Annotated in this window: 23 protein-coding genes and 3 pseudogenes; 8 read left to right on the top strand and 18 right to left on the bottom strand. The window is 38.0% G+C overall.

What is annotated here, in order from left to right:
- Positions 1 to 2: 2 nt before the first annotated feature.
- The 13 genes and pseudogenes from BQ9840_RS11310 to BQ9840_RS11260 all read right to left on the bottom strand — a co-directional run bounded on the left by BQ9840_RS11310 (position 3) and on the right by BQ9840_RS11260 (position 9,973).
- The gene (locus BQ9840_RS11310; RefSeq protein WP_025642390.1) at positions 3 to 794 is read right to left on the bottom strand and encodes a replication initiator protein A; all 792 of its coding nucleotides are present in this window, start codon (positions 792 to 794) and stop codon (positions 3 to 5) included.
- A 60-nt stretch (positions 795 to 854) separates the two neighbouring features.
- Positions 855 to 1,349, bottom strand: a complete 495-nt coding sequence (locus BQ9840_RS11305; protein WP_025642388.1) for a PcfB family protein — start codon at positions 1,347 to 1,349, stop codon at positions 855 to 857.
- Positions 1,350 to 1,746: 397 nt separating this feature from the next.
- Positions 1,747 to 3,702: a tetracycline resistance ribosomal protection protein gene (tet, locus tag BQ9840_RS11300; protein ID WP_025642386.1), complete on the bottom strand. Its 1,956-nt coding sequence runs from the start codon at positions 3,700 to 3,702 to the stop codon at positions 1,747 to 1,749.
- Between the two features lie 444 nt (positions 3,703 to 4,146).
- Positions 4,147 to 4,674: a GNAT family N-acetyltransferase gene (locus tag BQ9840_RS11295; protein ID WP_035143318.1), complete on the bottom strand. Its 528-nt coding sequence runs from the start codon at positions 4,672 to 4,674 to the stop codon at positions 4,147 to 4,149.
- A 22-nt stretch (positions 4,675 to 4,696) separates the two neighbouring features.
- Complete coding sequence (locus BQ9840_RS13130) at positions 4,697 to 4,828, bottom strand: DUF4180 domain-containing protein (protein ID WP_369800228.1); 132 nt, start codon at positions 4,826 to 4,828, stop codon at positions 4,697 to 4,699.
- A gap of 434 nt (positions 4,829 to 5,262) precedes the next feature.
- Positions 5,263 to 5,964 carry a rhomboid family intramembrane serine protease gene (locus BQ9840_RS11285; RefSeq protein ID WP_025642384.1) on the bottom strand — a complete coding sequence of 234 codons (702 nt, stop codon included), beginning with the start codon at positions 5,962 to 5,964 and terminating at the stop codon, positions 5,263 to 5,265.
- 19 nt (positions 5,965 to 5,983) lie between these two features.
- On the bottom strand, positions 5,984 to 7,027 hold the full coding sequence (locus BQ9840_RS11280; protein WP_200804928.1) for a hypothetical protein: 1,044 nt from the start codon (positions 7,025 to 7,027) through the stop codon (positions 5,984 to 5,986).
- Between the two features lie 111 nt (positions 7,028 to 7,138).
- Positions 7,139 to 7,267, bottom strand: a complete 129-nt coding sequence (locus BQ9840_RS12990; RefSeq protein WP_255371037.1) for a hypothetical protein — start codon at positions 7,265 to 7,267, stop codon at positions 7,139 to 7,141.
- A gap of 152 nt (positions 7,268 to 7,419) precedes the next feature.
- Positions 7,420 to 7,559: pseudogene (locus BQ9840_RS11275) on the bottom strand (nucleotidyltransferase domain-containing protein); the annotation flags it as partial.
- Between the two features lie 74 nt (positions 7,560 to 7,633).
- Positions 7,634 to 8,285 (bottom strand): annotated as a pseudogene (locus BQ9840_RS12905) (ATP-binding cassette domain-containing protein); the annotation flags it as partial.
- 17 nt (positions 8,286 to 8,302) lie between these two features.
- Positions 8,303 to 8,563 (bottom strand): annotated as a pseudogene (locus BQ9840_RS11265) (Fic family protein); the annotation flags it as partial.
- A gap of 267 nt (positions 8,564 to 8,830) precedes the next feature.
- Positions 8,831 to 8,965 (bottom strand): hypothetical protein, encoded by a 135-nt coding sequence (locus tag BQ9840_RS12985; protein WP_255371036.1) that lies wholly within the window; start codon positions 8,963 to 8,965, stop codon positions 8,831 to 8,833.
- 771 nt (positions 8,966 to 9,736) lie between these two features.
- Entirely contained in the window at positions 9,737 to 9,973 is a 237-nt protein-coding gene (locus tag BQ9840_RS11260; protein ID WP_143254340.1) for a hypothetical protein, read from the bottom strand.
- Between the two features lie 371 nt (positions 9,974 to 10,344).
- Here BQ9840_RS11260 and BQ9840_RS11255 point away from each other — a divergent pair, with 371 nt between their 5' ends.
- Together BQ9840_RS11255 and BQ9840_RS11250 are read left to right on the top strand one after the other, a co-directional pair.
- Positions 10,345 to 11,820 (top strand): DUF1538 domain-containing protein, encoded by a 1,476-nt coding sequence (locus tag BQ9840_RS11255; RefSeq protein WP_077369878.1) that lies wholly within the window; start codon positions 10,345 to 10,347, stop codon positions 11,818 to 11,820.
- Positions 11,821 to 12,489, top strand: coding sequence for a P-II family nitrogen regulator (locus tag BQ9840_RS11250; RefSeq protein WP_077369877.1), 669 nt, complete (start codon positions 11,821 to 11,823; stop codon positions 12,487 to 12,489).
- A 165-nt stretch (positions 12,490 to 12,654) separates the two neighbouring features.
- On the opposite strand, the gene BQ9840_RS11245 is transcribed toward BQ9840_RS11250, so the two are convergent.
- From BQ9840_RS11245 to BQ9840_RS11225, 5 genes are all read right to left on the bottom strand, one after another.
- Positions 12,655 to 12,906, bottom strand: coding sequence for a hypothetical protein (locus BQ9840_RS11245; RefSeq protein ID WP_159436166.1), 252 nt, complete (start codon positions 12,904 to 12,906; stop codon positions 12,655 to 12,657).
- A gap of 379 nt (positions 12,907 to 13,285) precedes the next feature.
- Positions 13,286 to 14,290: a phospholipase D-like domain-containing protein gene (locus tag BQ9840_RS12900; protein ID WP_234978652.1), complete on the bottom strand. Its 1,005-nt coding sequence runs from the start codon at positions 14,288 to 14,290 to the stop codon at positions 13,286 to 13,288.
- 87 nt (positions 14,291 to 14,377) lie between these two features.
- Positions 14,378 to 14,656, bottom strand: a complete 279-nt coding sequence (locus BQ9840_RS11235; RefSeq protein ID WP_077369875.1) for a DUF4160 domain-containing protein — start codon at positions 14,654 to 14,656, stop codon at positions 14,378 to 14,380.
- The gene (locus tag BQ9840_RS11230; protein WP_077369874.1) at positions 14,649 to 14,918 is read right to left on the bottom strand and encodes a hypothetical protein; all 270 of its coding nucleotides are present in this window, start codon (positions 14,916 to 14,918) and stop codon (positions 14,649 to 14,651) included. The genes BQ9840_RS11235 and BQ9840_RS11230 overlap by 8 nt, the downstream gene beginning before the upstream one ends.
- A 123-nt stretch (positions 14,919 to 15,041) precedes the next feature.
- Complete coding sequence (locus tag BQ9840_RS11225) at positions 15,042 to 15,683, bottom strand: hypothetical protein (RefSeq protein ID WP_077369873.1); 642 nt, start codon at positions 15,681 to 15,683, stop codon at positions 15,042 to 15,044.
- 684 nt (positions 15,684 to 16,367) lie between these two features.
- On the opposite strand from BQ9840_RS11225, the gene BQ9840_RS13030 reads away from it, so the two are divergent.
- The 6 genes from BQ9840_RS13030 to BQ9840_RS11195 all read left to right on the top strand — a co-directional run bounded on the left by BQ9840_RS13030 (position 16,368) and on the right by BQ9840_RS11195 (position 24,750).
- Positions 16,368 to 17,780, top strand: coding sequence for a helix-turn-helix domain-containing protein (locus tag BQ9840_RS13030; protein WP_077369872.1), 1,413 nt, complete (start codon positions 16,368 to 16,370; stop codon positions 17,778 to 17,780).
- Positions 17,781 to 17,868: 88 nt separating this feature from the next.
- Positions 17,869 to 18,429, top strand: coding sequence for a hypothetical protein (locus tag BQ9840_RS11215; RefSeq protein ID WP_200804927.1), 561 nt, complete (start codon positions 17,869 to 17,871; stop codon positions 18,427 to 18,429).
- A gap of 22 nt (positions 18,430 to 18,451) precedes the next feature.
- Entirely contained in the window at positions 18,452 to 20,695 is a 2,244-nt protein-coding gene (locus tag BQ9840_RS11210) for a hypothetical protein (protein WP_077369870.1), read from the top strand.
- On the top strand, positions 20,695 to 21,483 hold the full coding sequence (locus BQ9840_RS11205; RefSeq protein WP_077369869.1) for a prolipoprotein diacylglyceryl transferase: 789 nt from the start codon (positions 20,695 to 20,697) through the stop codon (positions 21,481 to 21,483). Before BQ9840_RS11210 ends, BQ9840_RS11205 begins: the two co-directional genes overlap by 1 nt.
- Before the next feature lie 108 nt (positions 21,484 to 21,591).
- Entirely contained in the window at positions 21,592 to 22,353 is a 762-nt protein-coding gene (locus BQ9840_RS11200; RefSeq protein ID WP_077369868.1) for a hypothetical protein, read from the top strand.
- A 12-nt stretch (positions 22,354 to 22,365) separates the two neighbouring features.
- Positions 22,366 to 24,750, top strand: a complete 2,385-nt coding sequence (locus BQ9840_RS11195) for a zinc ribbon domain-containing protein (RefSeq protein WP_077369867.1) — start codon at positions 22,366 to 22,368, stop codon at positions 24,748 to 24,750.
- Positions 24,751 to 24,756: the final 6 nt, after the last annotated feature.

The raw sequence follows: 24,756 nt of genomic DNA, 5'->3' as shown, positions 1-24,756 counted from the left end.
CTCTAATCATTTAAGTTCCATTCACTTTCATAGTCCGAGGGATCTCCCGTATAAGATTCCTCCCTCCTAAGCTTTCCTTCGCTCTTATCTTTTAAATACCAGGTCATAATTGTTGAAGCATGGTCTTTATAGGTTTTTCCTGTACTTTGCATATAGGCTGATAATCTTTCAATATAATCATTAAGATTAGGGATTTTATCTTCTAGTTTCATTTCTTCTTCATTAGAAATAATTACATTTAAGAAGGTTCCTTTTTTATCCTTCTCACTAAAATCAATATAACTATTATCAATCTTATTATTCTCTATATAGTTAGGTTGTCTTTTTGATAAGTCTAGACTTTCCTTTTTTGCCACTCTTGAATTATCAAAATCACCATTCTTGACTTGTCCTTTTGACAAGTCTTGATTTTCCCTTTTGATTGATCTAAGCTCTTCATTTCTAAAAATACTCATAAAATCTTTGACATAAATTTTAGTAGGATTACCCTGGCCTGCCCTCTTTTTTGTAATAAGACCAATCTTCTCAAGATCTTTAATAAGTTTTACTGCCTTTTTAATACCACAAGCAAGTTGTGCGGCTGTTTCCTCAACAGTAAAGTAGATATAAACCCTTCCATTTTCATCTACCCAGTTATTCTTATAAGATAAGGTACTCCTTGACAGATACATGGAATAAAGCACCTTAGCATCTATTGATAGGCTTTTAAACGTTTCATCTTCAATAAGAACTATAGGTAAGCGGATAAACCTAAAGCTTTCAGCGTCTCTCCCATAGAAATAATCAAAATCCATTCACTTCACCTCATCTCAATAAAAAAAGACATCTAAAATTTCTCTTAAATGCCTCTCTCCTTATCTTTCTTGTTGCTGGTGTTTTTCTTTCACCTTGTCTTTAACTACTGTATTTTTCACTTTCACCTTAAACTTATTTAAAATATCCCTTGTTGAATTTCTCTTATTTTCTTTCTTTTCATATCTTTCTATAGCTTTTTTAAAGGCTAGATCCATAGCCTTAGTATCTTTTGCCTGGAAGAATACAGAGTATAGTCCTGCCTCCTTATTCTTCATTACAGAAAACCTTACTCCATATCGGTTAAGTTGTTTTTTAAGTTCCTTGACTTCACCTTTTTGTAGTTCAATATTTTCAAGCTGACCTTTTTTAACCATATCCTTAAGTCTCCTTGAATTAGTCTTCCTTTTCTCACTAAGATAGTCAGCAAGTGGTTGGCTTTTTTCAGCTGCATCTTCCATAATCTTTTTAATTGCCTTAAAGATTGCTTTTGCTGAATACTCTGCAACCTTAATCTCAATATTTATAGCCTTATTATTGACTTCGTCATTTACCATGCAGGTAACCTCCTTTCTAGGGAAATAAAAAAAACGGCCCAGACTTTTATATCTGAACCACTAAGATTTATTAAAAGATTTCATGTATTGTTATAATATTAATTATTAACTAGCTCCTCTTTAAATATTTTTGTTAAATGATTTAATGAGTAGTTTACACGATTTGGTTTAAGCCAATCATCTAAAAACATAATAAGCTCTTCCTAAGATCTTAAAGCATCCTCTGCTATAGCATATATATAAAACCTTATTTAGTATCCATAGTTATATACTACCACCATTTCTTGTTTTACGTATTGATGTTTATCCCATGGTTCATTTTTTTGTACATATGGTGAAAACCTTTATAGATATAGGTTTTATCCATATTTAACTGATAATTGCACTTAAGCTCCTTTCAAATTTCACTTTGTTTCTGAAATAAATATCTCAGTCCTTCTTTGCTACTATCATTATCATTATTTCTAATATCATTAGTTATAGACTCACCATTATATATATCATAACCATAAGGCTCAGTAATAAAAATACCTTTCCCATTTGAGTAGGAAAGCAATTCTGACTGATAGGACTTCGATGTATCAACAGGTATCTTTCCACTTAAAGTTGTCTCCTCTCCCTTGGCTATTATATCTTCAATAGAAGCCCTCATCTTTCTAAGATCACTCATAACCCTTCCGCAGAAATCATTTGGAACTTGAACTGTATATTTTAAATAAGGTTCTAATATTTCAGTTCCTGCTTTTCGAAGAGCTTCCCAAAATACATATGGTGTTAAATTCCTAAAGTCAGAGGGGGTACTTACTGGGCTATAGTATAATCCGTAGTCAAAAGTTACCTTTAAGTCTGTAACTTCCCATCCATAAAGCCCTTCTTTACAAGCCTTCTCTACAGCATCTTTTACTGCATTTTGAAATGAATTATTTAAATATCCATAGGACACCTCTGTCTTATATAATAATCCTGACCCTATTGGTAGTGGTTCTATTGACAGTCCAATAGATGCCCAATAAGGATTTGGTGGAACCTCTATATGGATTACTGCTTTAGAGTTTCTCTTAGGTCGTTCTTTATATATTGTTTTCAATTCACCAAATTTAGCATCTATTTTGTATCTGTTTTTAAGTAGTGATTCTATTATTTCCATTTGAATATTTCCAAATAGTTTCAATATGATTTCTCCAGTATCTCCGTTAATTTCACAATCTAGAAATGGATCTTCTTCAGTTAATTCAAATAACGCTCCTATCAGTTTACTTCTTTTACTTAAATCATAAGGTTTAATTGATGCCCTCAATGCTGGTTGGGCTATCTTTATATCTAGAACCCTATCATATTTCTCACCAATAAAATCACCTATTTTAAGAGAATTAGCATTAGAAATAATAGCAATATCCCCGCTATTAACCTGATCTACCTTTACAATTTCTCCATTCATAATTGATTCCAGACTTTTTATTTTAAAGGTTTCCTCTGTGTCATTTATGGGAACTTCTTGACGTGTCTTTATATTCCCACTGAATACTCTTAAGAAAGTAATCTTACGCGATTCTTCATCCCTATCTATCTTATAAACATACGCAGATAGGTTATCTGTAATATTATCATTATTTACAGGAAGATAGTTTGTAATAGCAAATAGCAACTCATCAATCCCAATATCTTTTAAAGCAGAACCATGCAAAACAGGATAAAGATTGCAACTATTTACCTCATCCAGAAATACATTATCATACTCTTTTTCTGTAATGACATCGCCATTTATATATTTTTCTGCTAGATAATCATTTATATCCAGTAACTTCTCTATTATTTGACTTTGAATTACTTTATCATCCCTTACATTTGTCAATTCAAAATCACCTTTATCTTTTATTTTAACTGATTGCATTATTGCAAGATTAGGAGTTAATTTCCTCTTTATCTGAGTATATATTTCATCTAAACATACTCCCTTTCTGTCTATTTTATTCACAAATATGAGTGTTGGAATATTTAATTTCGCCAAAGTATTAAAAATTATTTTGGTTTGAACTTGAATTCCTTCTTTCGCCGAAATTACTAAAACAGCTCCATCTAACACTCTCAGGGTTCGTTCGACTTCAGCTATAAAATCCATATGTCCGGGGGTATCTATGATATTAACCTTTGTATCATTGTAATTAAATGAAACTGTAGATGCTCGTATAGTTATCCCCCTATCTCTTTCCAGTTCCATTGAATCTGTTATTGTTGTACCATTATCGACCCTTCCTATTTTATTAATTGCACCACTTTTATACAATAAACCTTCTGTAACAGTTGTTTTTCCTGCATCAACATGTGCTAAGATTCCTATATTAATAATTTTCATTTTATACCTCCATAATTATATAAAAATCCCCTGTGATAAAATACTCTCTTCACAGGGGAACTTATTTTTTATATAACTGCTTAAAGTAAATATAACATACATAATTAGATACAACACCATGGTTTTATATCTATAACCTAATTAATGCTATATAATACATAAAAATATAAATTTATTATTATGAGAATATTTCTAAATAAAAGTACAATTAATAAGCCATACAAATATTATTTTGCACGGAAAATGTACTTGTTCTATTTTATTAATAGTTATTTAAAAATACTATGCCTCATATGATAAAACTCCTTTAATTAATACTACATATTATAATATTTGTTTTTATTATATTTGTCAAGGAAGATTTGATCCCTTAACGCATTTAACTTGTCATATTACTAATAACTCGTAGAGATTTTTATAGGAATTCATCTTTACATGATATATTCAAATCTTAATTTTCCAGATTAGATGATGTTGACCCTCTGCCCAATAATTCTCTAGGAAATATTCAGGTTCACCAAACCTTTTTCTCCATATTTTCTGTGCATTGGAATATCCACTATCCATACAAAACTCTTTGATTCCTTTACATTGTAATTCTTGAATCATAGCATTCAATAGTAAATTACCTATACCCTGTCCTTGGTAATCTGGTCTTACAAAAACTGTACCTATTTCATAAAGGTTCTTATATTTTCCATGTGTACAACTATTAATTAGGTCACTGGCAGGTCCATATTCTATTGTACCTACTATACAGCCCTCATATTCTGCTATTAGGAAACATCTAAGTTCTCCATTGCTCTTTAGATCATTTTCTAAATATTGCTTCTTAGATTCAATTTCTTCCTCTAAATCTTCTACCATTTCTTCGATACCTTCCTTGATAAAGGTATCGACCACTACAATTTTAAAAAATTTAACTAATCGGTCTTTGTCATCTTCAGTTGGTCTTCTAATCCTAATGTGCATCAATTAAATCTCGCCCCTTTAATCACTCTATACTTAGTCTCTTAATAGCCTGCTCTACATCAGATGTGAAAAAAATATTTTTTCCTTTATTACATTCATAAATAAAATCTTTCAAACTCTTACTTGTATATATAGAGAAATCTCCCACGATCATGACAAATCTTGTTTCAACCATGGTGCATACTCTGTTTTCTCATATCCATAAGACCTCCCTAGATAAGAACAACGGCCTTCCTCACAAGTAACCGTCACATTTACTGTATAAGGTTCGGGTAGTATTGGACTTTGTTTTGTTATGTAAACTCATCCACTTTATTTCACCCTGATGTGGCTTCTGTTCGCCAGTTCGGGATTTTGCCTCTAGTTTCCTTCAGATTCCATGTCGCTGTGGATAAATTTACTTTTAGCTAAAGGTTCCTACCAAATAGCTTTTACCATCAAGTTGTTGCCCATGTTGGGCACACAAATAAAAAGGAGTAGCAAATGCTATCCCTTTTTTCAACAATCGCGCCCTTTTGTTAAATTAAATTATTATTGAACAATTAACATAAACTGGTAGAATCTTACGTATGTATTCAAGTTGCTAAGTCACGACCACCTTTGTAGGGAAAAGAGAATAACGGCAGTGAGAGATCCACCCAGAATTGCTGCTCCATGTATATCATGAAACACCAACAGAGTTATCACACCAATGAAACCACCTATACTAGATAGGGTGCCTAATAATTTTTCTGGATTTTTCCTTTTCATGATAATTCCTGTAAGAACCCCAACCATAATGAAGAGTCCTATTGATACATAGATTCTTCCACTTGCAAAACTGACAAGACCAACAACAATATAAAGACTTAACAAGAGAGAAAGTGGATTTGCTACCTTTTTCCTACTTATCAATGTAATAATATATAATCCACCTAATAGGCCACAAAGACCTACTGATGCTCCAGCGCCATATGGTTCCCATGCATAGCCTGCAATCTCGCCAATCAAACCTCCCGCTAAATAAAGAAAAAGAAAATCAATTTTTCCATATAATCGTTCAACTTCAATCCCGATTACTATAATACACACTATATTGAAAATGTACTGTCCCCAACCATCGGAATGGACAAGTAAGGGTGTTATAATCCTCCACCACTCTCCAGATGCCAATCTTTCGGGGTCACGACGAAGTATGTTCAATACTTCAGGTTGAAAAAATTGAAAAATTGTTACAATGGAGGTAATTAAAACAATGACCATTGTCAAGGACAAGAAAAACTTGTTGTTTTTTATTGTTTTACCGTACATATATCTTCACTCCATTAAATTACCCTAATTCCCGTATTAATCGCTTGAATGTGTAGTATGCTGGTTTCGGTGAGTAATCATCTCGCATAACCCCAAATTGATGGAATAGATCATCTATGGAACTATTAGCATCCCGGAGTCCGAAAAGTTCGAAATGTGAAATGTTAAGTTCACTTCGTAAACTGTAGACTGTACGTATCACTGTTTCGAGTACCTTTGATTGATGTTCATAAGACCTATCTAAATCAGAAATAGACTTTTTCCCAGTAGACCACCCGTTTTCAGTAATTCGTATAGGAACTGAATTTGGTATACCAGCCTTAACGAGATCCACTTCCCTTAAACTACGAAGTGTATGTTCCACGACAGAAGGCACTTCCTGTAAAGCGAGAGTTTGCTCACCAAACACGTCTACATAAAAATTATGTCCAATAAAATCAACATATTTAACAAATTTATCATTTCCTTCTTTAGTGAGATTCTCCCAAAAGTATGGAACTGATGCATCACCGCTTGGTACCGAACCAAATCCAATATTAATTGGGAGTTTAAGCTTTTGGGCTTGCTTTTTCGCTACAACCACTCCTTCTACCAATGCTTGAATAATATGCGGATTCGACCCCTCCATAAACGGTAAATTAGGTTCGTTGGTAATTTGAAGGGAGCCCAAATGTGAGCCAAAATCGTTTATTACTTTTTTAATAAAATTAAGCCAATGATCAAGTTCTATATCCGACCCTTGTTTCTTTGTCCAATCACCTAATACTATACACAAGTCTCCCAATAAACTATCATCGCGAAAAAATGCTATATTGGATAACATTTCAGATTCCCATTCTTTCGTATAAACAATGTACATTCTCGGAATTACCCTTTTTGCATCCCCTTGTAAATCCTTTAAAGCTAGTTGAATCTTATCAAAATCATCAATAGGTCCTTTAGCCAACCCAGAAGGTGTACCTACCGCACCTAATGGGTAAACTCCAAACGTTAAACTAGTTGGATTCATATACTCTACACTTCCTTTCAGATAATCAATTTCGATTACTTTAAATTCACCCAAGACAACAAATTATAATACCACAATCCACTCCGTTTGATGTGCAGCTCTAATTCCACAACTGCGCCTGATTGCTTAGTTATTATTCTTTATTTGATTGTCTGTATATAACCATTACCACATATAAAAAATTGAGGATGAATACTTTATATCTACGACATCAAAAGAATTACCATTTAAAAGATTATTTACTTTTCTGTCTAAGCCTGCCTCAGTCATCGCAGTAAAGGTTTTTACATTCATTTATCATTCTCCTAAAATTAATAATTTATTAAGTAATCTGTCCCATTTGTTGAACTAGTCTTTTATAAAATGGCTTTTACATTCCCAATTCCACATCTTTCATCATTCAATTCTGTAGCAATTTGATTAATCGCTATCAGGTCAAATGATTACGCATTGTAATAAATTCCCACATCTATATCAGAATCTTCTGTATGGGTGCCTCTTGCACATGAACCCCTAATATAATACCTCTCACGCAAGGCCAAGAAGATAATTTCTCTGTTACCATTTGAATAGCATTGTCTACCATACTAATACACCCCTTTAATATCAAAAGCTATAGTCCCTTTTATTGGTCCACTTACAATTTATCAGTACTAAAAATAAAATAATTATCGTTCCAGCATACCCTTTCATTAACACTTCCAGTGCCTCCAGGCTAGGTATATCAAGAAAATTACTTGGTTCATCCATTAATAATATATTATAACTACCCATAAGCTTTTTGGCCAGCATTAATTTAATAATTTCGCCCCCACTTAAACAGATGGTTTTTTGTTAATATCCCCATCTTTAATTCCCATGGAAGTGAGTAATGAGCGGTTTTTGGAAATATTGTAATCACAATCCTCCTGTATAAATTCCATAACCTTTCGATTATGGTTATATTTATACCCATTTTAGGAAAATTAGCCTACTTCTGCCTTAGGGGATATTGATATACCATCTTCATGGTTTAATATCATTTCGATTAGAGTTGTTTTCCAGTACCATTTTCTCCAGTTAGTGCCACATTTGCCCCGATAGGAATTTGGAAGGAGGCTTTTTTAAATAGCACATTATCCCCAAAGTTCCTATTCCCTTCTTCTCCAATAATAGGGTAGGGATTATGAAGTTCAAATGCCTTGCTCTGTTTAAAACGAATAGCGCTGACGTTTTCTAGAGCTTTTATTTCCCCCAAACCTTCAATTCTCTGCTCAATGGACTTAGCAGCATTATGCAATGTTTCTTGCTTGTTTCCTATAGTTTTCTGATGGAATATTTATTTTACTGGCTTCTACCATTCCCTTCCCTAAAAGGATGTGCAACATTCATTTCTACATATTTTTCAATAATACTATCAAAATCGGACCCTGGCATCTTTTCAATAACTTCCAGGTTAGATTCTAAAAATCCAACAGGAGCAAAACGAAAATTACCTTTTGATAAATTAACTGTCCTTATTTTTCTTGCACAATCAAATACATCTTGAAATATATAATGATGAATTTGTTGCACTCCCTTAAATGTTCCTACTTCAAAGGTATCTATTATCCCGTCATCAAAAAGTTCATAAGCTCTTTTTTGTTAATTCTGTATTTTCCCACATAAATCATACCTCCTTTTCATATAACATATCTCTTGTTCCATATTCCCCCTGTTATTCTATAAACTCTTTTGGGATTATGCCTTCTGAAAATCTTACTCTTTTATGTAAGAAGTTATCAGCTTTTAACTATTAAAATTATCACTAAACCCAAAAGATTTGTTGCACATTTTTCTATATCCACGACGCAGTTTATAAACTACACGCTTCTTTAATTATAATATATTTTCATCTTTTAGTTCTTTTATTGCCTTTTTCACGGCTGTTTTTATTACAAAATATAGGATTATTGCTGGTATTCCTAGGTATAAAGGTAATGAAATAAAAAGTGAAGGTAAAACATTAATCATATGAGTTCACTCCTTTAATTTCAATTAAGTTCGCTTAATACTACATATACGTAATTATTATTATTATTTTAAATGTAATTATACTAACTAATTGTCAACTATTAAAGAACTAATATTCTTGCCCCCTCTCATACATTGCTTACAGCAATCAACTTTAATTACTCTAAGCAATACACAAAATATATTTATTTAAAGTTCCTGAAACCCTTGGTTTCATAACATTAACTGCACCCATCACTATTATGACACGTTCCCCTGCTGGCATTACTAGAAGTCCACTCTGCAGAGATCCAGGCTTTTGTACGTCAGCATAACTGTTTAAACCATCTACTGCTTCCTGCTGATATGATATTCTGAGGGTTCTTGAGCTTCACATTGACTGTATAACATCAAATTTCATTGGAATTACCTCCTTATCACTCTATTAATAAACCACTTTATATAATATTCTATATTAATCTCCAAAATCCTTCTATATGGCAAGAGGTAGTTAATTATTTTGCAGTTTTCAAAAGGTGCTCAATATTAAGGAAGTGTAGAACTTGGTACTATTTCAAACAAATCATAATAACATAATCTAAGTCATTAATATTATTTTAAATTCATCTAGAGGATCATTCTTTAGTGGATCTCTCATATTTATCAAGAAATGTATCAATAACCTTCCACTCTTAACTTATTATAAAGTTCCAACGTTTTGTCAGGAAAATCAATAATCTAGTAGCTTCTATCCTCTTTAAAAGAAATTTTCACTTTGATTTTAAAATAGAATTATTCCACCCCTAAAGCTTTAAAAACTGCTTTCACTAAAAATAAAGTTACTAAAATATATAGCAAAGATAGTAGATGATGTTCATAATCACTAACAAAGGCAAATTTACCTACCCCATTTATATTTTTTATATAGCTTGATGTTAAATATCTTATATTTACTGTTTCATTCTTATAATCACCATCATCCATAACTTTTGAACTAGCAATATCTAGGCCATCATGGCCTAACTTCATACCATCTTCCAACTCACCTTTGATTTCCTATATGAGCCTCTCTTCTATAGGACTGTGAGAAAAAATTCTGATATCAAAAGAAAAGCTTCCTTCTTTAGGAAAGACTATATCCAAATCTCTATTATATAATCCTCTCTCCATATTTATACCACCTTTTTACACCCTTAAATAAAAATACTTATCACCTTAAAGTAGGACTGTAGACTAGGCTCTAGAAACTTCACAAAATTAAATCTTTATATTTATGTGAGAAATGATATAATATAAATAACTCTTTAGAAACAATATTAGGTTATTTTGTATCCTACTATATTGAGATTAACTTCTATATGGTTTCTTTTAGTTAATTTTTTGAAAGAAGGTGGTTATATTTGAGTGTATTAACAAGTAAATTTAAGGAGGTATTATCCTCCGTTCTACCTATTACCATAATTGTTATTATTCTTCATTTTACTCTGGTACCTATAGAGATATCAATGCTAATGAGGTTTATCTTGGGCTCTCTCTTTGTAGTAACTGGATTGGGCATCTTCCTCTTTGGTGCTGAATTGGGAATAAGTCCTATTGGTAACCTAATGGGAGGAACAATAGCCAAGACAAATAAGACTCATTACGTTATTATATTAGGTTTTATATTAGGTTTTTTAATCAATGTGGCTGAGCCTGATATACAAATACTAGCTGACCAGGTTAGTAAGGCCAGTGGGGGTGCTATTCCAGCTTCCTTAACCTTAATAGTGGTATCTGTAGGTGTTGGAACAATGGTTGCTCTAGGCCTACTTAGAATTCTTTTTGGTAAACCCTTAAATCGGTTCTTCACAGTTGTATATGCCTTTATACTTGTATTGGGAGTCTGGGTCAGTGAAGAATTTTTAGCTATATCTGTAGATGCCTCAGGTGCTACTACTGGAGCAATGACTACCCCTTTTATTCTAGCCCTAGGTCTAGGAGTATCCCAACTAAAGGGTGGTAAGACTTCCGAAGAGGATAGTTTCGGTATGGTAGGTCTTGCATCTTCAGGTCCTATTTTTGCTATTATGCTTATGAGCATCATATCTGGTATTAAAAATATACATGGAGAAGCAGAGGCCTTTATTTCTCACTCTAGTGTATTTGCTCCATATATAAAGGAATTGCCTATACTCATGAGAGAGTCTGTAATCACCTTATTTCCTCTTCTTATATTGTTTCTTATATTTAATCAATATAAATTCAAGCTAAAAAAGGAAAATAGAAATAGAATATTAAAGGGTCTTCTCTATACCTATATTGGTCTAACCTTATTTTTAACTGGTGTAAATGCTGGCTTCATGGAGGTAGGCAGGGTTATGGGTGAAGGTATTGCTAGCTTAAATTCTTCCTGGGCCTTACCAGTAATTGGTTTTATCCTTGGTACTGTAGTGGTCTTAGCAGAACCAGCAGTCTATGTCTTAACTGAGCAGGTTGAGGAAGTAACTGCAGGCCATATTAGAAGAAAAGTTATCTTAGTTGCTCTTTCTCTGGGTATAGCCTTTGCAGTATCTATGTCAATGCTAAGGATTATGATTCCAAGTTTAAAACTTTGGCACTTTCTACTACCTGGTTTTGCTCTGGGAGTCTTCCTAAGTTATATAGTCCCATCAATATTTGTGGGTATTGCCTTTGATTCTGGTGGAGTGGCCTCAGGTCCAATGACTGCAACCTTTATACTGGCATTTGCCCAAGGTGCAGCTAGTGCAGTTCCTACTGCAAATGTTCTTGTAGATGGATTTGGAGTTATAGCTATGGTTGCTATGACCCCTATAGTGGCTATTCAGCTACTAGGCTTGATATTTAAAATTAAGGCTAATAAGGGGGATGAAATTTAAATGGATATATTAGAAAAACACCATTCCTTATTTTCTGTAATTGTAGACTTTGGAAAGGCAGGAAAGATCCTCAAAGAGGCTAAAAAACTAGGGGCTACAGGTGGTACAATCTTTCTGGGTAGAGGAACTGTACACAACCATTTCTTGGATATTCTAGGTCTAAGCGAAGTCCGAAAAGAAGTATTATTGATAATTATTGAAGAAGAAAGGGAAGCAGCACTTTTCCATGGATTAAATCAAAAGTTTCATTTTGAAAAGCCACATCATGGAATAGTGTTTTCCATGGATTTAAAAAGTTGCTTTGGTATAAGAGACTCAAAATGCAAGCTAAATGTAGATAATAAAGGAGTGAGAGATATGGGGTATGATGCAATATTTACAATAGTTGATAAGGGTTTGGACCATGAAGTTATTGAGGCCGCCAAACTGGGTGGAGCCACAGGTGGTACCATAATTCGTGCTAGGGGATCTGGAACAAGAGATAATCCTATACTATTTAATATTGAAATAGACCCTGAAAAGGAAATTATTCTAATCCTTTCTCCTAATAAGAATACTGATAGTATTGTTAGGGCCATTGAAAAAGAATTAAATATTAACCAGCCTGGTAAAGGTATTATCTTTGTAATGGACGTGAAAAAGACCCTAGGGCTTTATCAAGGAAATTAGCCCATAGTCATATACACAATCCTTAAAACCTATAAAACAAAATCTCTTTTACTAGTTAGATTCAACTACTAGAAAAGAGATTTTATTCTTATTCCATAAGCTTCCTTTTAAGTTTTTCTATGGAAAATAAATAGGCGAAGATAGAAATAACAAATACCATAAGAATTATGGCTTCCCTATTGTTTTTATAGTATTTTCTATTGATTTCACTGCGATTACTCTAAAACTTAAAATATTATTTAAGATTGGCCAACTTATCAATATTATAAAGCTAAATATACTAGCAACACTTATCCTTTTATCTTGATTTTCTGCCTTGGAATATGTGTAGTAAAGATTTATACTTAAAATTAATAATATAAAATCTAGGGCCCTTATCATACAAAACATATTTATTGGTCTAGCATTAGTATCCATATGGCCCTTCATAATTTGACTCCATCCCTTACTGAGTAATAAGAAATGATAAAAGAAAATAAATAAGGGACTTAGGATCCAACAACTAGACATCATCAGTAAAACAAAATTAATGAGTCCTGGAAAAATATTAAATATAACTATTAAAAAAGTTCATGATCTACAAAGCATAAAATCATTTTTTATTAAATTCCACATATTATCAGATTACTAGATTATGAGAACTATTTAGTTGCACACTTATCTACATATACACAACTGATTACCATCTCAAATATAATTATACTAAATAATTATATTTTATTAAAGAACCAAAATCCTTACTTCTTATGCACTGCTTACAACAATTAGATCCTAATTACTCTAAGCAATGCATGAATTATATTTGGTTAAAGTTTCTGAAACCCTTGATTTTATAACATATATTGCACCCTGTCACTATTATGACACGTCCCCCTGTAGCAGCCACTACTAGATTTTTATAAGAATTATACTCTTCTCTTTCTAATCTTAGATCTTCTAATATTTCTTTTTGATGGGAATATGGTTTTAAATCAAAAAATACATAGGGATTATCATCTTTTTGTTTTATACTAAGCAAGGATTTTAATTCCTTTTTATTATTTTCATCTGTTGGCTGAAATGTTTGAAATTCATCATCATTCCAATATGTTTCGAATGTTTTTTTAAAACTATCTATTACATCTTTAGATGTATATTCAGATACTTTAAGATTCCATTCTAATCCATTAGACAATGCTGGATTAGATAAGTTTGAAGAACCTATATAAGCTGTACTGAATCCTGTATTTCTTTTAAAATAATATGCTTTAGCATGTAATCTGGTTCTTTTTGTATCATAAGAAATCTTGACTTGAGTATTAAGCAATTTGGAAAGATTTAATATAGCTTTATAATCTGAAGCTCCCATATATGAAGTTGTAATTACTCTTAATTTCTTTGTCTTTGTAAATTCCACTAAATCGTCATAAATAAGTCTCAAACCACTAAATTTAATAAAGGAAATTAAAAAATCAATTTCATCTGCTGTTCTAATTTCTCTACTTAACTCACTCTTCAAAGTTGGTCCTGAATTTCCTGTAAATAAAGTACTTGTCGAGATAGCTAGAAGCTCTTTGAATTTTTGATCCTCATAATCAAATCCCTCTATTCCTATAGTCTTATTAAGATCTTCTATGAATTCTACTCTTTCTGTATTACTACTCATACGTGAAAGAGTCTGTCTAATTATTTTTTGATATGTAATTGAAAGCACTCTAGATATTTCGCTATTATCTACATTTCTAATTTCTTTATACTTTGTATCTTTTAAATTTTTTCTGGAATGATTATCCAATATTTTTTCATACAGTCCATATTCCATTAAACTCTCCTCCCTATAAACAGAAATGACACAGGAGACCTTACCTTCTGTGTCATTATCTCAATTTTGTTACATTTTGAAATTATTTTAACAATAGAATCTAATTTCATTTGTTTTAAAATGCTCTTTCCATTCCTTACATATTAAAAAGTATTGTGCTGCTATTATTTCTAAAATATTATTTAATTCTTTTGTTGGTATCTTGCTTGAATTATTAGCTAAGATACAACCACCTGAAGCAGTTAACCAAATTTTAGTAGCATTTGGGCTAGGCTTTCCCTTGCTTACATGAACATGGATTGGTTCAAAGTTTTCATTAGACCAGAAGTAAACCAAATATCCTCCTATTCTAAAAAGACTAGGCAATTTGAATACCTCCTATTGAGGCATATTTATATAGAAGATGTGCATTATGTCTAAGCATTTCATTGAAGTTTTCAATTTCTTCATCAGTATAACCTTCTATTTTTATCCAAGTATAATTAGGCAAAATACACCTTGCTGTATCAAATCCATGTTCTGTTGGCCGCTCAAAGTGAACTTCTACTTTCTTTACATCATTTTCTTCAATTATATGAGAGTGAGTAATTTCAGTCTCATCTGCTAATGTAATATAAGGATACATCATATGAAATACCTCCCAACTTAAATTTTGTATTTTTATAAATATATAACTTTGCTTATATGTCATAGTTTACTAACACTACGAATTACCTATCTATATGTTGAGTTGCTTTTTAATTAAATTGTGTTATTTCTTTTTATTTTTTAATACAAACAAAGCTATTATTATAAAGATTATTGAAATTGCCCCTAATACAAGTTTATTATTAATAATATCAGATTGTGTTTTACTGTATTTTAATTTTAATGCATTCTCTTCCCCCACAATTTTAGAATCAATCGGCTCTATTTCCTCTTCTTCTACATCTTTAGAATCAATTGACTCTGTTTTTTCTTCATCTATTTTCTTTTGTGCCTCAAAGTATTTTCCCCCATTGATATATTCTTCATATCGAACTACCATATCATACTTTTCACTGACAAGATTTAAAGATTTGTAATCATCAGAAGAAGCTTTAAATACCCACCCATCATCTATTTTATTGTCATCTAATAAAACAGCAACAATATAATCTCCAATTTCAGGCTTTTTATCTGTTCCATAATAATTATCAAACATTTCTATTTGTACCTCTGATTCCATAATACTCCCCATCATAACAGTCGAAGGTATTATGGTAATTGTATCTTCAGTGATAGAAGTTATTTCTCCTATAAATAGTGCCTTTTGATGACCTAACATAATTCCTTCAGGTATATCTCCTGCAAAGGCATTTGTGCTTATAAATAATAACAATACACAAGTAAATATAGAAATTCTTTTTATCATTCTTGCACCTCCTATTTATCTTTTTTATATCATAAGATACTTAAAAGTTCGTCATATACTACTGATACGTCGTAACTGACAATGATTATAATATAAGTATACTATACATTTATAAATTCTTAAAGAATTAAAGCTTCGTTTCCCATGCACTGCTTACAACAATTAGATCCTAATTACTGTAAGCAATGCACAAAAATTTTTCTGTAAAAGTTCCTGAAACCCTTGACTTTAAAACATTTATTGCACCCATCACTATTATGACACGTTCCCCTGCTTTCATATCTATAGTAAAATCAAGTTTTTTATACTAAGAATTGCTCAAGTATATTTTATAATTGTATATTTCTAATATTTTCTAATATACCTTCTTTTTCCTAAAACAGCTTACTGCTAACTCCAGAGTCTATCTGGATAATTCTCTGCTGTGCAGCATAGTCTTCAACAATAAATGTTCCATCTTTATTAACTTATTTTTCAATTATACCATAAATAAATACTAGGCAATATTATTTAAAACAACAAATGTTAACTATCATTTTGACATTATTGTGCTATAATTATTTAATAACAATCAATTAGGATATTTGTTCAAATTTACTAAAATGAGGTGGTTTCTATGCCTGCATCCAAGGTGGGAAAGTTCTGGCGCTTCAAAACCGCTGATATAGAGCGGGAGGTTATAAAATGAACAGATTTAAAACTTTAAATGCCCGAAGGCTTTCTGTTGCCGGATTTTCATTTCTCTTTGCCTATATTCTGTCATTTCAGTTTGAAGGGCAGGTACTTTACAGCCTGCTGAATCTTCGTGGAACAGATGCCAACCCTTACATAATGACTGCAATTGTCGCGCATTTTATGGGGCTTTTTACTTGCGGCCTGTTTGTTAAATCACAGACGGTCGCAAAAAACATGATGCTCGGAGCTATGGGCTTATGCTTAGCTGCTACTATTCCCTTCTTTTTTCCTCCCTCCTCTCTATGGTTGGTGGGACTGATTGTCAGCGGATACTTTAGCGGCTGCGCGGTGGCAGCATGGGGATTTTTCCTTAGAGCCTATACTCCTAAGAACGAGTACATTAAATCCTGTGCTGACGTTCTGATTTATTCCAATTTGCTGATGATTGCAGTTAATGTGGTGGCCATGAACAGGTCAACCTTTATCGGGCTTGGCTTCTCTATGCTTTGCCTTGTGATTGGCATGGTCTTCATTTGGATGCTGCCGTTGGAGCAGGAGAATGAGCAGAACAAAGCATTTAAAAATAAGACCCATGGCGGCATTAAAACCCCGCTAATATTGCTGTGCCTTTTTGTCTTCATTATAACAATTAATTCAGGACTAATGTATGAGGTCATCAACCCCGCTTTTGAACACCTGACGAGGCTGGTGAGCTGGTATTGGGCCGTGCCTTATATTGTGGCACTTGCTATTATGCGCAACCTACCTATGAAAGCAAAGCGATCTAGAATTTTGTATATGGGAATGGCAATGATTATAGGAGCATTCATCAGCTTTATGCTGTTAGGGCGAAACACTTCCGACTATCTGATTGTGGATACGCTGATGCTCGGTGCTTGTGGTATTTTTGATCTGTTTTGGTGGAGCATCCTTGGAGAAATGCTGGATTATAGCGACAACCCAGCACAAACCTTTGGCATTGGGCTTTCCGCCAATGTATTTGGCGTGCTTTGCGGAGGCGTCTTGGGAATGACCCTAACATCCATTGGGCTTCCCAGTGCGGAGGTTGCGGTGATTGCCCTTACTGTGGTTTGCCTTACACTGGTTATGCTACCACCACTGAACCGCCAACTTGTTTTACTACTGAAAAACCATACCTATCTTACTGCCTATGACAATATGAATCAGTCACGGCAAAGGGACATTGTTTGTCAAATTAAAACTCTTGACCCACTGACTCCCCGGGAGCAGGAGGTATTACAGCTAATCCTTTCAGGCAAATCTAACCGAGAAATTGCTGGGGCTTTGTTTATCAGTGAGAGTACTGTAAAAACACATGTAAGGAACATTTTTTCAAAATATGATGTCGGTAGTCGGGCAGAACTCATCAGCACCCTGCTGAAGAATCAAAGGGTTGAATAATTCATAAAATCATATGAATACAGGGTTTAACCGTCCCCTCATACTAAAGTATGAGGGGCTTTTTTCTGCAAAATCATCCTTTCGAAGGATGATTTTAAAAGAATTTTTCCTTAAAATCTATATTAGAGGAGGGTTGGTGCAAATGAAATTAATCCGAAAACGACGGAATGGATATGCCTTATTATTGGCAGCAAGTATTTGTTTGACGGTTTGGTTGGGCAAGGCATTTATGTTAGAAGCGGTTTTCGCCTTTGGAGCCACCAGCCTTATCACTCTCCTGTTATTGGTGAGGCAGAACCGTCTACTCTATGCTGCAAGACTTATTTGCGATAATCCCATCCTTGCGGTGCCATCTGCTCTCATCTCCATGCCAGGCCGCCAAATGAAAAAAGACACTGAGGAAACTGTAGTATCTACTTTTGGTATTCTCATCGGCAGTAAAATTTACCGGTGGGGCCTCGACGGGGTGCATGGTGTGCGGCTGAGTGCAGTTCAAATTGATAAGGAGCGGATGTACCTAACCTTTGGCGACGCGTCCAAGACCATGCGGGTAGAGTTGCTGCACGGAATGCCAGGGAAGCAGGCTATACTGGATGTAGCACAAAAGCTACTTTGTGAAACCGGCGTAACAGCAAAAATTATAAATTAGAAATGAAAAGGAGGAATGCGAAATGAAAAAGACAGTATCTATTTTACTTGTGACAGTGCTGCTTTTAGGCAATCTTACCGGATGCGACGGTGGAAGAGGCAAAAACGACGGGGCAACACTTTCACCAGAGACCACCAGCGTCACCTTGTCAAACGGTGTCAGCATAGATCTAGGTGTCTATGTGCTGGACGGTGAAGAAGAACTTACCGTAACCAAGCAAGCTGTGGAAGAAAATAAAGATGAAGGGTATAAAATAGAAGCCTATGACTTTAAGCTGAGCGATATGACCGAGCTTTCGGACTTCATTACCCTTCGTATCCCTTACGATACCGCATACTGCGAGGATGGGCAGGATCCGGCAAAATGCGTGGGCGCAATGTACAAAAACGAAACCACTGGCAAATGGGAGGATGTGCTGTTCGAGGTGGATGCAACTGCGAATGAGCTTATCATCTACACCGACCATCTCTCCACCTTCGGCGTGTTCCATGTCAAAAATGAGGGTCAACGCAGTGCCAAAATCACCAACATTTATGCAGACATTTCCGGCATTGACCAGCAGGAAGCTACGGAAACACTACGAAAATACGTGGCAGGTGGCGGCGCAGACGGAGAAGAAGCGGCAGGACTCGCAGCGCGGCTTATCACCGGCCATAACGGATTTATGAGCGGCATGGCGGGAGCAACCGGTGATGTGGGCTTTGCCACCGACTTCACTGGTACGATTCTGAACATGGCATCCCTCGGCAGCCCGACCTTTGACACCTCCCTGGCTGATTCAGCCTACAAAAAGATGAATAAGCTGGGCAAAGTAGCAGCAGCGGTGAAGATCGGTGCGGTAATGCTGAATACGGAAAAAACAGACGCCGATACTCTTGGATTATATAAAGACACGGCGATGCTGGCACTCTCCTATGCAGAATCCGCAGTGTGGGGACTTGCCGCTAGCGGTCTATTCATTTTTGACTACACCATCAGCAATATGTTTGAACAAAGTATGGCTATGAAGATGGATAAGATAGACCAAGTCTATGTCTATTTCAACGACCAATTCTCCGGCACACTGGATGTAGGGAACGGCTGGAAGGCCCGCAGCCTGAAAGATTGGCGACAGGTGCTAATCGATATCGTCGAGGCCAACCCCAACGAAACCGATGCCAAGGCCGCCATTGAAAAGGAGATAGACCACTATGCCCGCTATTTCTGGACGCTGGGTGATATGGAAAAGGCCGTCGTCGTTACGGATATTAAGGATAAGAGCAACAAAGGCTCGGTTACCGTTCCCAACCCGACACAAGCGGAAATAGAAACCTTAGTGGGCGCTTACAAGGCGCAGCTTTATGAACGCCTCTACCCGGTAACGCAGTCCGTCAAGGTGTATATGCAGCGCAAGGCCGAGGCTGTGTATCTAGCTGCTCTGAACGAGGTCAAAGCCTTCTTTAACCAAACAATCACCTTCAACATTGTGGAAAATATTCCCGATGGCGAGAAGTCACAGTATGACGGCTACGCCCTGCGCTTCGCCCCGCTTTCCGAAAACGCGGTGAAGGAGAGTTGGAGTGGTACGATGAAGGGCATGGGAGGGGCTTCTACCAATTTTACTCTGCTGGGCTATGTGCAGGCAGGTTGTCCTAAGGAACTTCGACTGTTCAAACCCGGCGACGACCCCGAAAGTGATGAGCCAGAGCTGGCTGTGGGTTTTAAGCTCTCCACGCCGGTGACGGAGGTAAAGATTGGCGGCGCACCCACCTTTGATGAACTGGTGGGCAGCTATGAGGATGGAACTATGACCATCACCAGCGTGTTCATTTCCGACACGCTCCGGGCGGAGCTGGAGAAGCCCGCCTCATCGGAGGACAGTGGAAAAAGTAGTGGAGGCGACGGCTTTTTAGACTCAATCACTGACGAACTCAATGAGCAATATGCGGGCTGCGATATAGCAGACGTTTTGCTGGGGTTAGAGGAACAGATCGGCGTAGCCAAGGAATCTCCTTTTACCCTTAGTAAAACCGGAGAAAACGTCGGTATTTTGCCTTTGAACGGCAGCCCCGGTAATGTGACCTATGACCCGACTTCCGGTATACTTAAATTTAACATGAACGACGCTGAACTAAAATCCAGCATGAGCGGAGAACTGCGCGCCGGATACAATGGGGATAAGAGTGGCGTTGTCCTCTCCGGAGAGTTGAAGATGACCGCCCTATTCCCGGAGAGCGACTTCTACGTTATGCTTAAGCTGGACGGTTCAAAGTCTCTTAAACCATAATGTGCCCGCTGCTGGAAATAGGGGGCTGGCAGATACCAGCTTATAATTTCTGTGCCCTGCTGGCCGCTATAATTGGCTGCGCCTTGGCTCTGCCCGCTTTACGCCGTGCGGGGTTGGGGCGGGCGCAGGCCATAGCTTTGCTGCTGATCATGATCCCCGCCTTTCTCATCGGATCGCGGCTGTGGAATGTGGTGGTAAATCCGGGAAATTATTTGGGTGGGCTGAAATGGTACAGCCTGCGCTGGGCAGGACTGTCCTTCTACGGCGGCGCACTGGGCGCCGGAACGGCACTGATCATCGCGGCGTGGCAATGGGACCTATCCCCGTGGGCCGGTCTGGACGCCATGACAGTCCCCGGCGGTGTTGCTTTCTGTCTGGCCCGGTTGGGCTGCTTCCTGAACGGTTGCTGTGCAGGACGAGCTACTTCTGGTCCGCTGGGTGTGGTGTTCCCATCCAAGGCCGGCTATCAGCAGGTGCTGAGCGAATGGATGCCATTCCTCTCCGCATCCCGCGCCGTTCATCCCACCCAGCTCTATGAGCTGGCCGGGGCTGCCCTGGGCCTTCCACTGGTATTCTGGCTGGTCAAGCGTCTGCGCCTGCAGCAGGGGGCGAGCTTTCTTCTTTATACCGCGTGGTTTTCAGCCGTAAGACTGGCCGTGCTGCCCCTACGCGCCTTGACTTATCCCGATATTATCAAAACCGTCGTTTACCCACTGCTGTATGTCATTGTAATTCTGCTAGGCATAGCCATAGTGTTGCGACGAGCGAGGACGAAGAAACAACCATAACAAAGCTACTTCAGTAGGTAAATATAGCATAGGTACAATCAATCTGTAAGGAACAGTAATTTGAAAATAGCAAACAATAATCAGATCAAACAAACTGGAGGTATAACCATGAGAGGTAACATTCCATCTTTGGGCAGAGGCAATAAAATCTTGCCCGCAATACTTATCGTGGCAAATATATTCATGCTTATGATAGGCATCATCACTATACCACCCAATCTGCGGTCAGGAGCAACGACAAAGAATCCTCCTGTGACGAAGGCTGAGCAAACAGTACCCGCCACACCGCCTCAGGAGGAAGAATTTCCACCCGTCGCTACGGAAAGCGGCAGTGTTGGCAAACCGGAGGAAACAGATTCCAGCTTATCCATTGAGGAAAAAGACACCAATTTATCCATGGAAGAAACATACGCCAGCTTGTCCACAGAGAAACGCCCCGATTTAGCGGACTTTCACTGGTACACAGAAGAAGTGGCTTATGACGGTCTTCCATCGGATGCGAATATTATCGACAATATCGGATCGCTGACCGGGAGTTGGAAAGCACTGATTATTTATGACCCCAATAACGAATACGACGCAGGTGCTATGGAGTTTTTAAATGTCTCCCTTACAGGTACTGCGGAGAGTCTGAGCCTCACACTAGACTGGTATCAGATTTTTTGGGCAAACGAGGGAGAAAGCGTCGATGAAACGGATATGGAAGACAGCGTATTTTCCGGCAAATGGGAAAACGGTGGCCTGTGGGCATCAGGCGCGGGAACTATACACCTTACGCAGTTTTATGAGCAAAACGGAAAACAGTACGCCGTTGGCACAATGGATACGCCCGACGGAACACCAGCGAATATAGCGCTGGTGCGACCATAAGGAGGTGCGGATATGAAAAAATATTGTATGAATTGTGGTAAAGAGCTTCATACCGCTGCTCGCTTCTGTGCAAAATGCGGCGCGGCGGTCCTTGACCCGCCCCCGAATCCTGTTCCCGTAGCACAGACTAAAACCGAGGTGCAGCCTCAAAAATATACTCCGCCCCTTGCGACGCCAGAAGGAAAAAGCGCTGCAACACTGAAAAGAAACGGCGGACGCAATGCGCTGTGTATCGTACTGTCCGTCTTGCTCGTCCTACAGATCGTGGCGGTGGCGCTTTACGGCTGGCCGGGGTTTATGGTCGGTGGAGGGGTACAACGCCCTTCCCTACAAAAAAGCGACAGCTTTACCTTGCAGGAGGGACAGACCGCAGTTTCGACAGGCAGGGGCGTAACGGTAGATTTCGGCCCATATAACGCAATGGACGGAGAAAAGGTGTCCATCAAGGAGCTGTCCGCCGACAGCCATAGCATAGAGGGCGGCACACGGACGGCCTATGATATTACAGCCGGTGAACGCACCGAGTTTGACGGTCTTTTGACTATTACTCTGCCCTATGACGAAAGCAAAACCGATTCCGCCGATGAGGAAGGCTCTGTGCTTGCGGAGTATTACAACAGGGAAACCGGCCAATGGGAGCTTGCGGACTACACCGTCGACACCAACCACAACACCCTTACCATCACCACCGACCATCTTTCGGAATACTGCACTGTCACCCTACGGGACGCAGGCTCGCCCTATGCTCTGCTGTCTAAATTCAGCAGCAAGCGTCTGGACGATGAAACCGCCATAGCGATACTGCGAGAGTATGAACAGAGTGGACAGCCTGGAGACCTAGGCGACAGTTTGCTACGCACCTTTTACAAACAGTTTTTACCTCTGCAATACCAAGAAAATCTCGGTAACGTCGAAGCCGATCTTGTACATGAGCTTCTAGGCTGGCTGACCGATGTGAGCCAGCTGGCGGCAAAGGGCGTCGGCTATAAGCAGACGGCAAGCATACTGGAGAAAAGCAACTATATGCTCCTTGGAGTTTCTGCTTTATCCCTGGGGGACACCATGATAGACGCATATAAGGGCAAGGAATCCGCCGAAAGGGTGGCTGCTGAGGCATATAAGCTGTCCTTCAACGTGGGCCTGGCATTGCTGGATTATAAAAAAATCACCACCGGCATGGTACAGCTCTCCATGCTGGGGGTCATCGCCCTTGACTACTCTCTGAACAAGTTCATGGTCGCAGCCGACCAAACCTATAAGGACGCCCTGTTTAATGTGGTCATCGCTTACAACGAGGAGATACACCCGTGGACGGAGGCGCAATGGTACGCCCGTATTATGGGACTATACAAAAACCGTGGCGACGACCCAAAAAAGTTTAATGCCGCTTTACGCGGCATCATGGAAAACTACAGCTCCCGTTACTTCTTCGACAACCCGGAGGAGCAACTTGTAGCCACCAATGAGGCGGGCCTACACGCCTACACCACGGGCCTTCTTCCTGAAACAGAGGCCGCCAAAGAGTATTGCATCCAGCAGTATATGGCGCGTTTGGGAGAAAAACTTCAGCCTGTGCTTTCGGACGTTGCACAGAAGGTGCGCCATGATTCACTCAAGGCTTACAGACAAAACGCTACGGAGCTGCGTCAGGCGCTTAATGCACCATTGGAGTTTGAAATCATTGAGGAAATCCCCGATGGTGAAAAAAGTCAATACGCAGGCGCAACCGTGGTAATCTCACGACCGGGTGCACCTGTGGCCGGAGCTTGGACAGTGGACCTTGATAAGGACGGCCGAGCTTCACTTGACGCCACCATAGTGGGCTATATACAGGCAGGATTGCCTACCCAGCTTCGCCTATGGAACAAGGGCGACAACTACTTAAAGGATAAACCGGCGCTGACCCAGACATTCAATGTGACGGAAAAGGTCACGGTAATCCCTCTGGGCAAAGCAACGAAAAGATATTTGCTGTATCAGGATACATTTGAGTCTGGATCCTATTACGGTGGCAGAACTATAAGTGAGTTTTATGATGCCCACGGCTCAATGCGCCAGGGTCGCAGTCTGGAGGAATTCAAACGGGACCACGGGTATGTCATTGAGATTGAAGGAAAGGGCGCTGACGCTGTGCTGAAGGTGACCGGTGCACCAAAGGGGAAAGAGGAAACGCCGCTGTACGCCTTGGGTAAGGACGGCATCATCGGGACTTTGGATGCGTCCGGGAACATATTTACCGCCTCATACAGTAACGGGGAAACTATAACCATAGACTTTGACTCGGGAACGGCCTATCTCAACGGCCCTTATACCATGCGGAATTTTGACAGTCATATGACCCCTGAGAGCAGAGGTTTGGAAAAAGGTATGAGATACGGCGTAGAACCCTACAACTAGATAAGG

The sequence above is a fragment of the Anaerosalibacter sp. Marseille-P3206 genome, from assembly GCF_900155565.1.
In the GTDB taxonomy this organism is placed as follows: Bacteria; Bacillota; Clostridia; order Tissierellales; family Sporanaerobacteraceae; genus FUHM01.
Note: the sequence above shows the minus strand (reverse complement) of the source record. Positions and strands in the feature narration are given on the sequence as shown.

Bases quoted from the DNA above. Each gene is read 5' to 3' on its own strand.
- BQ9840_RS11245 (WP_159436166.1), bottom strand. From the start codon at position 12,906: ATGGATACTAATGCTAGACCAATAAATATGTTTTGTATGATAAGGGCC.
- tet (WP_025642386.1), bottom strand. From the start codon at position 3,702: ATGAAAATTATTAATATAGGAATCTTAGCACATGTTGATGCAGGAAAA.
- BQ9840_RS11310 (WP_025642390.1), bottom strand. From the start codon at position 794: ATGGATTTTGATTATTTCTATGGGAGAGACGCTGAAAGCTTTAGGTTT.
- BQ9840_RS11260 (WP_143254340.1), bottom strand. From the start codon at position 9,973: ATGAAGTTAGGCCATGATGGCCTAGATATTGCTAGTTCAAAAGTTATG.
- BQ9840_RS11205 (WP_077369869.1), top strand. From the start codon at position 20,695: ATGTGCCCGCTGCTGGAAATAGGGGGCTGGCAGATACCAGCTTATAAT.
- BQ9840_RS13130 (WP_369800228.1), bottom strand. From the start codon at position 4,828: ATGATCGTGGGAGATTTCTCTATATATACAAGTAAGAGTTTGAAAGAT.
- BQ9840_RS11285 (WP_025642384.1), bottom strand. From the start codon at position 5,964: ATGTACGGTAAAACAATAAAAAACAACAAGTTTTTCTTGTCCTTGACA.
- BQ9840_RS11225 (WP_077369873.1), bottom strand. From the start codon at position 15,683: ATGATAAAAAGAATTTCTATATTTACTTGTGTATTGTTATTATTTATA.
- BQ9840_RS11250 (WP_077369877.1), top strand. From the start codon at position 11,821: ATGGATATATTAGAAAAACACCATTCCTTATTTTCTGTAATTGTAGAC.
- BQ9840_RS12900 (WP_234978652.1), bottom strand. From the start codon at position 14,290: ATGGAATATGGACTGTATGAAAAAATATTGGATAATCATTCCAGAAAA.
- BQ9840_RS11295 (WP_035143318.1), bottom strand. From the start codon at position 4,674: ATGCACATTAGGATTAGAAGACCAACTGAAGATGACAAAGACCGATTA.
- BQ9840_RS11200 (WP_077369868.1), top strand. From the start codon at position 21,592: ATGAGAGGTAACATTCCATCTTTGGGCAGAGGCAATAAAATCTTGCCC.
- BQ9840_RS12990 (WP_255371037.1), bottom strand. From the start codon at position 7,267: ATGAATGTAAAAACCTTTACTGCGATGACTGAGGCAGGCTTAGACAGA.
- BQ9840_RS13030 (WP_077369872.1), top strand. From the start codon at position 16,368: ATGAACAGATTTAAAACTTTAAATGCCCGAAGGCTTTCTGTTGCCGGA.
- BQ9840_RS11305 (WP_025642388.1), bottom strand. From the start codon at position 1,349: ATGGTAAATGACGAAGTCAATAATAAGGCTATAAATATTGAGATTAAG.
- BQ9840_RS11230 (WP_077369874.1), bottom strand. From the start codon at position 14,918: ATGATGTATCCTTATATTACATTAGCAGATGAGACTGAAATTACTCAC.
- BQ9840_RS11210 (WP_077369870.1), top strand. From the start codon at position 18,452: ATGAAAAAGACAGTATCTATTTTACTTGTGACAGTGCTGCTTTTAGGC.
- BQ9840_RS12985 (WP_255371036.1), bottom strand. From the start codon at position 8,965: ATGATTAATGTTTTACCTTCACTTTTTATTTCATTACCTTTATACCTA.
- BQ9840_RS11195 (WP_077369867.1), top strand. From the start codon at position 22,366: ATGAAAAAATATTGTATGAATTGTGGTAAAGAGCTTCATACCGCTGCT.
- BQ9840_RS11215 (WP_200804927.1), top strand. From the start codon at position 17,869: ATGATTTTAAAAGAATTTTTCCTTAAAATCTATATTAGAGGAGGGTTG.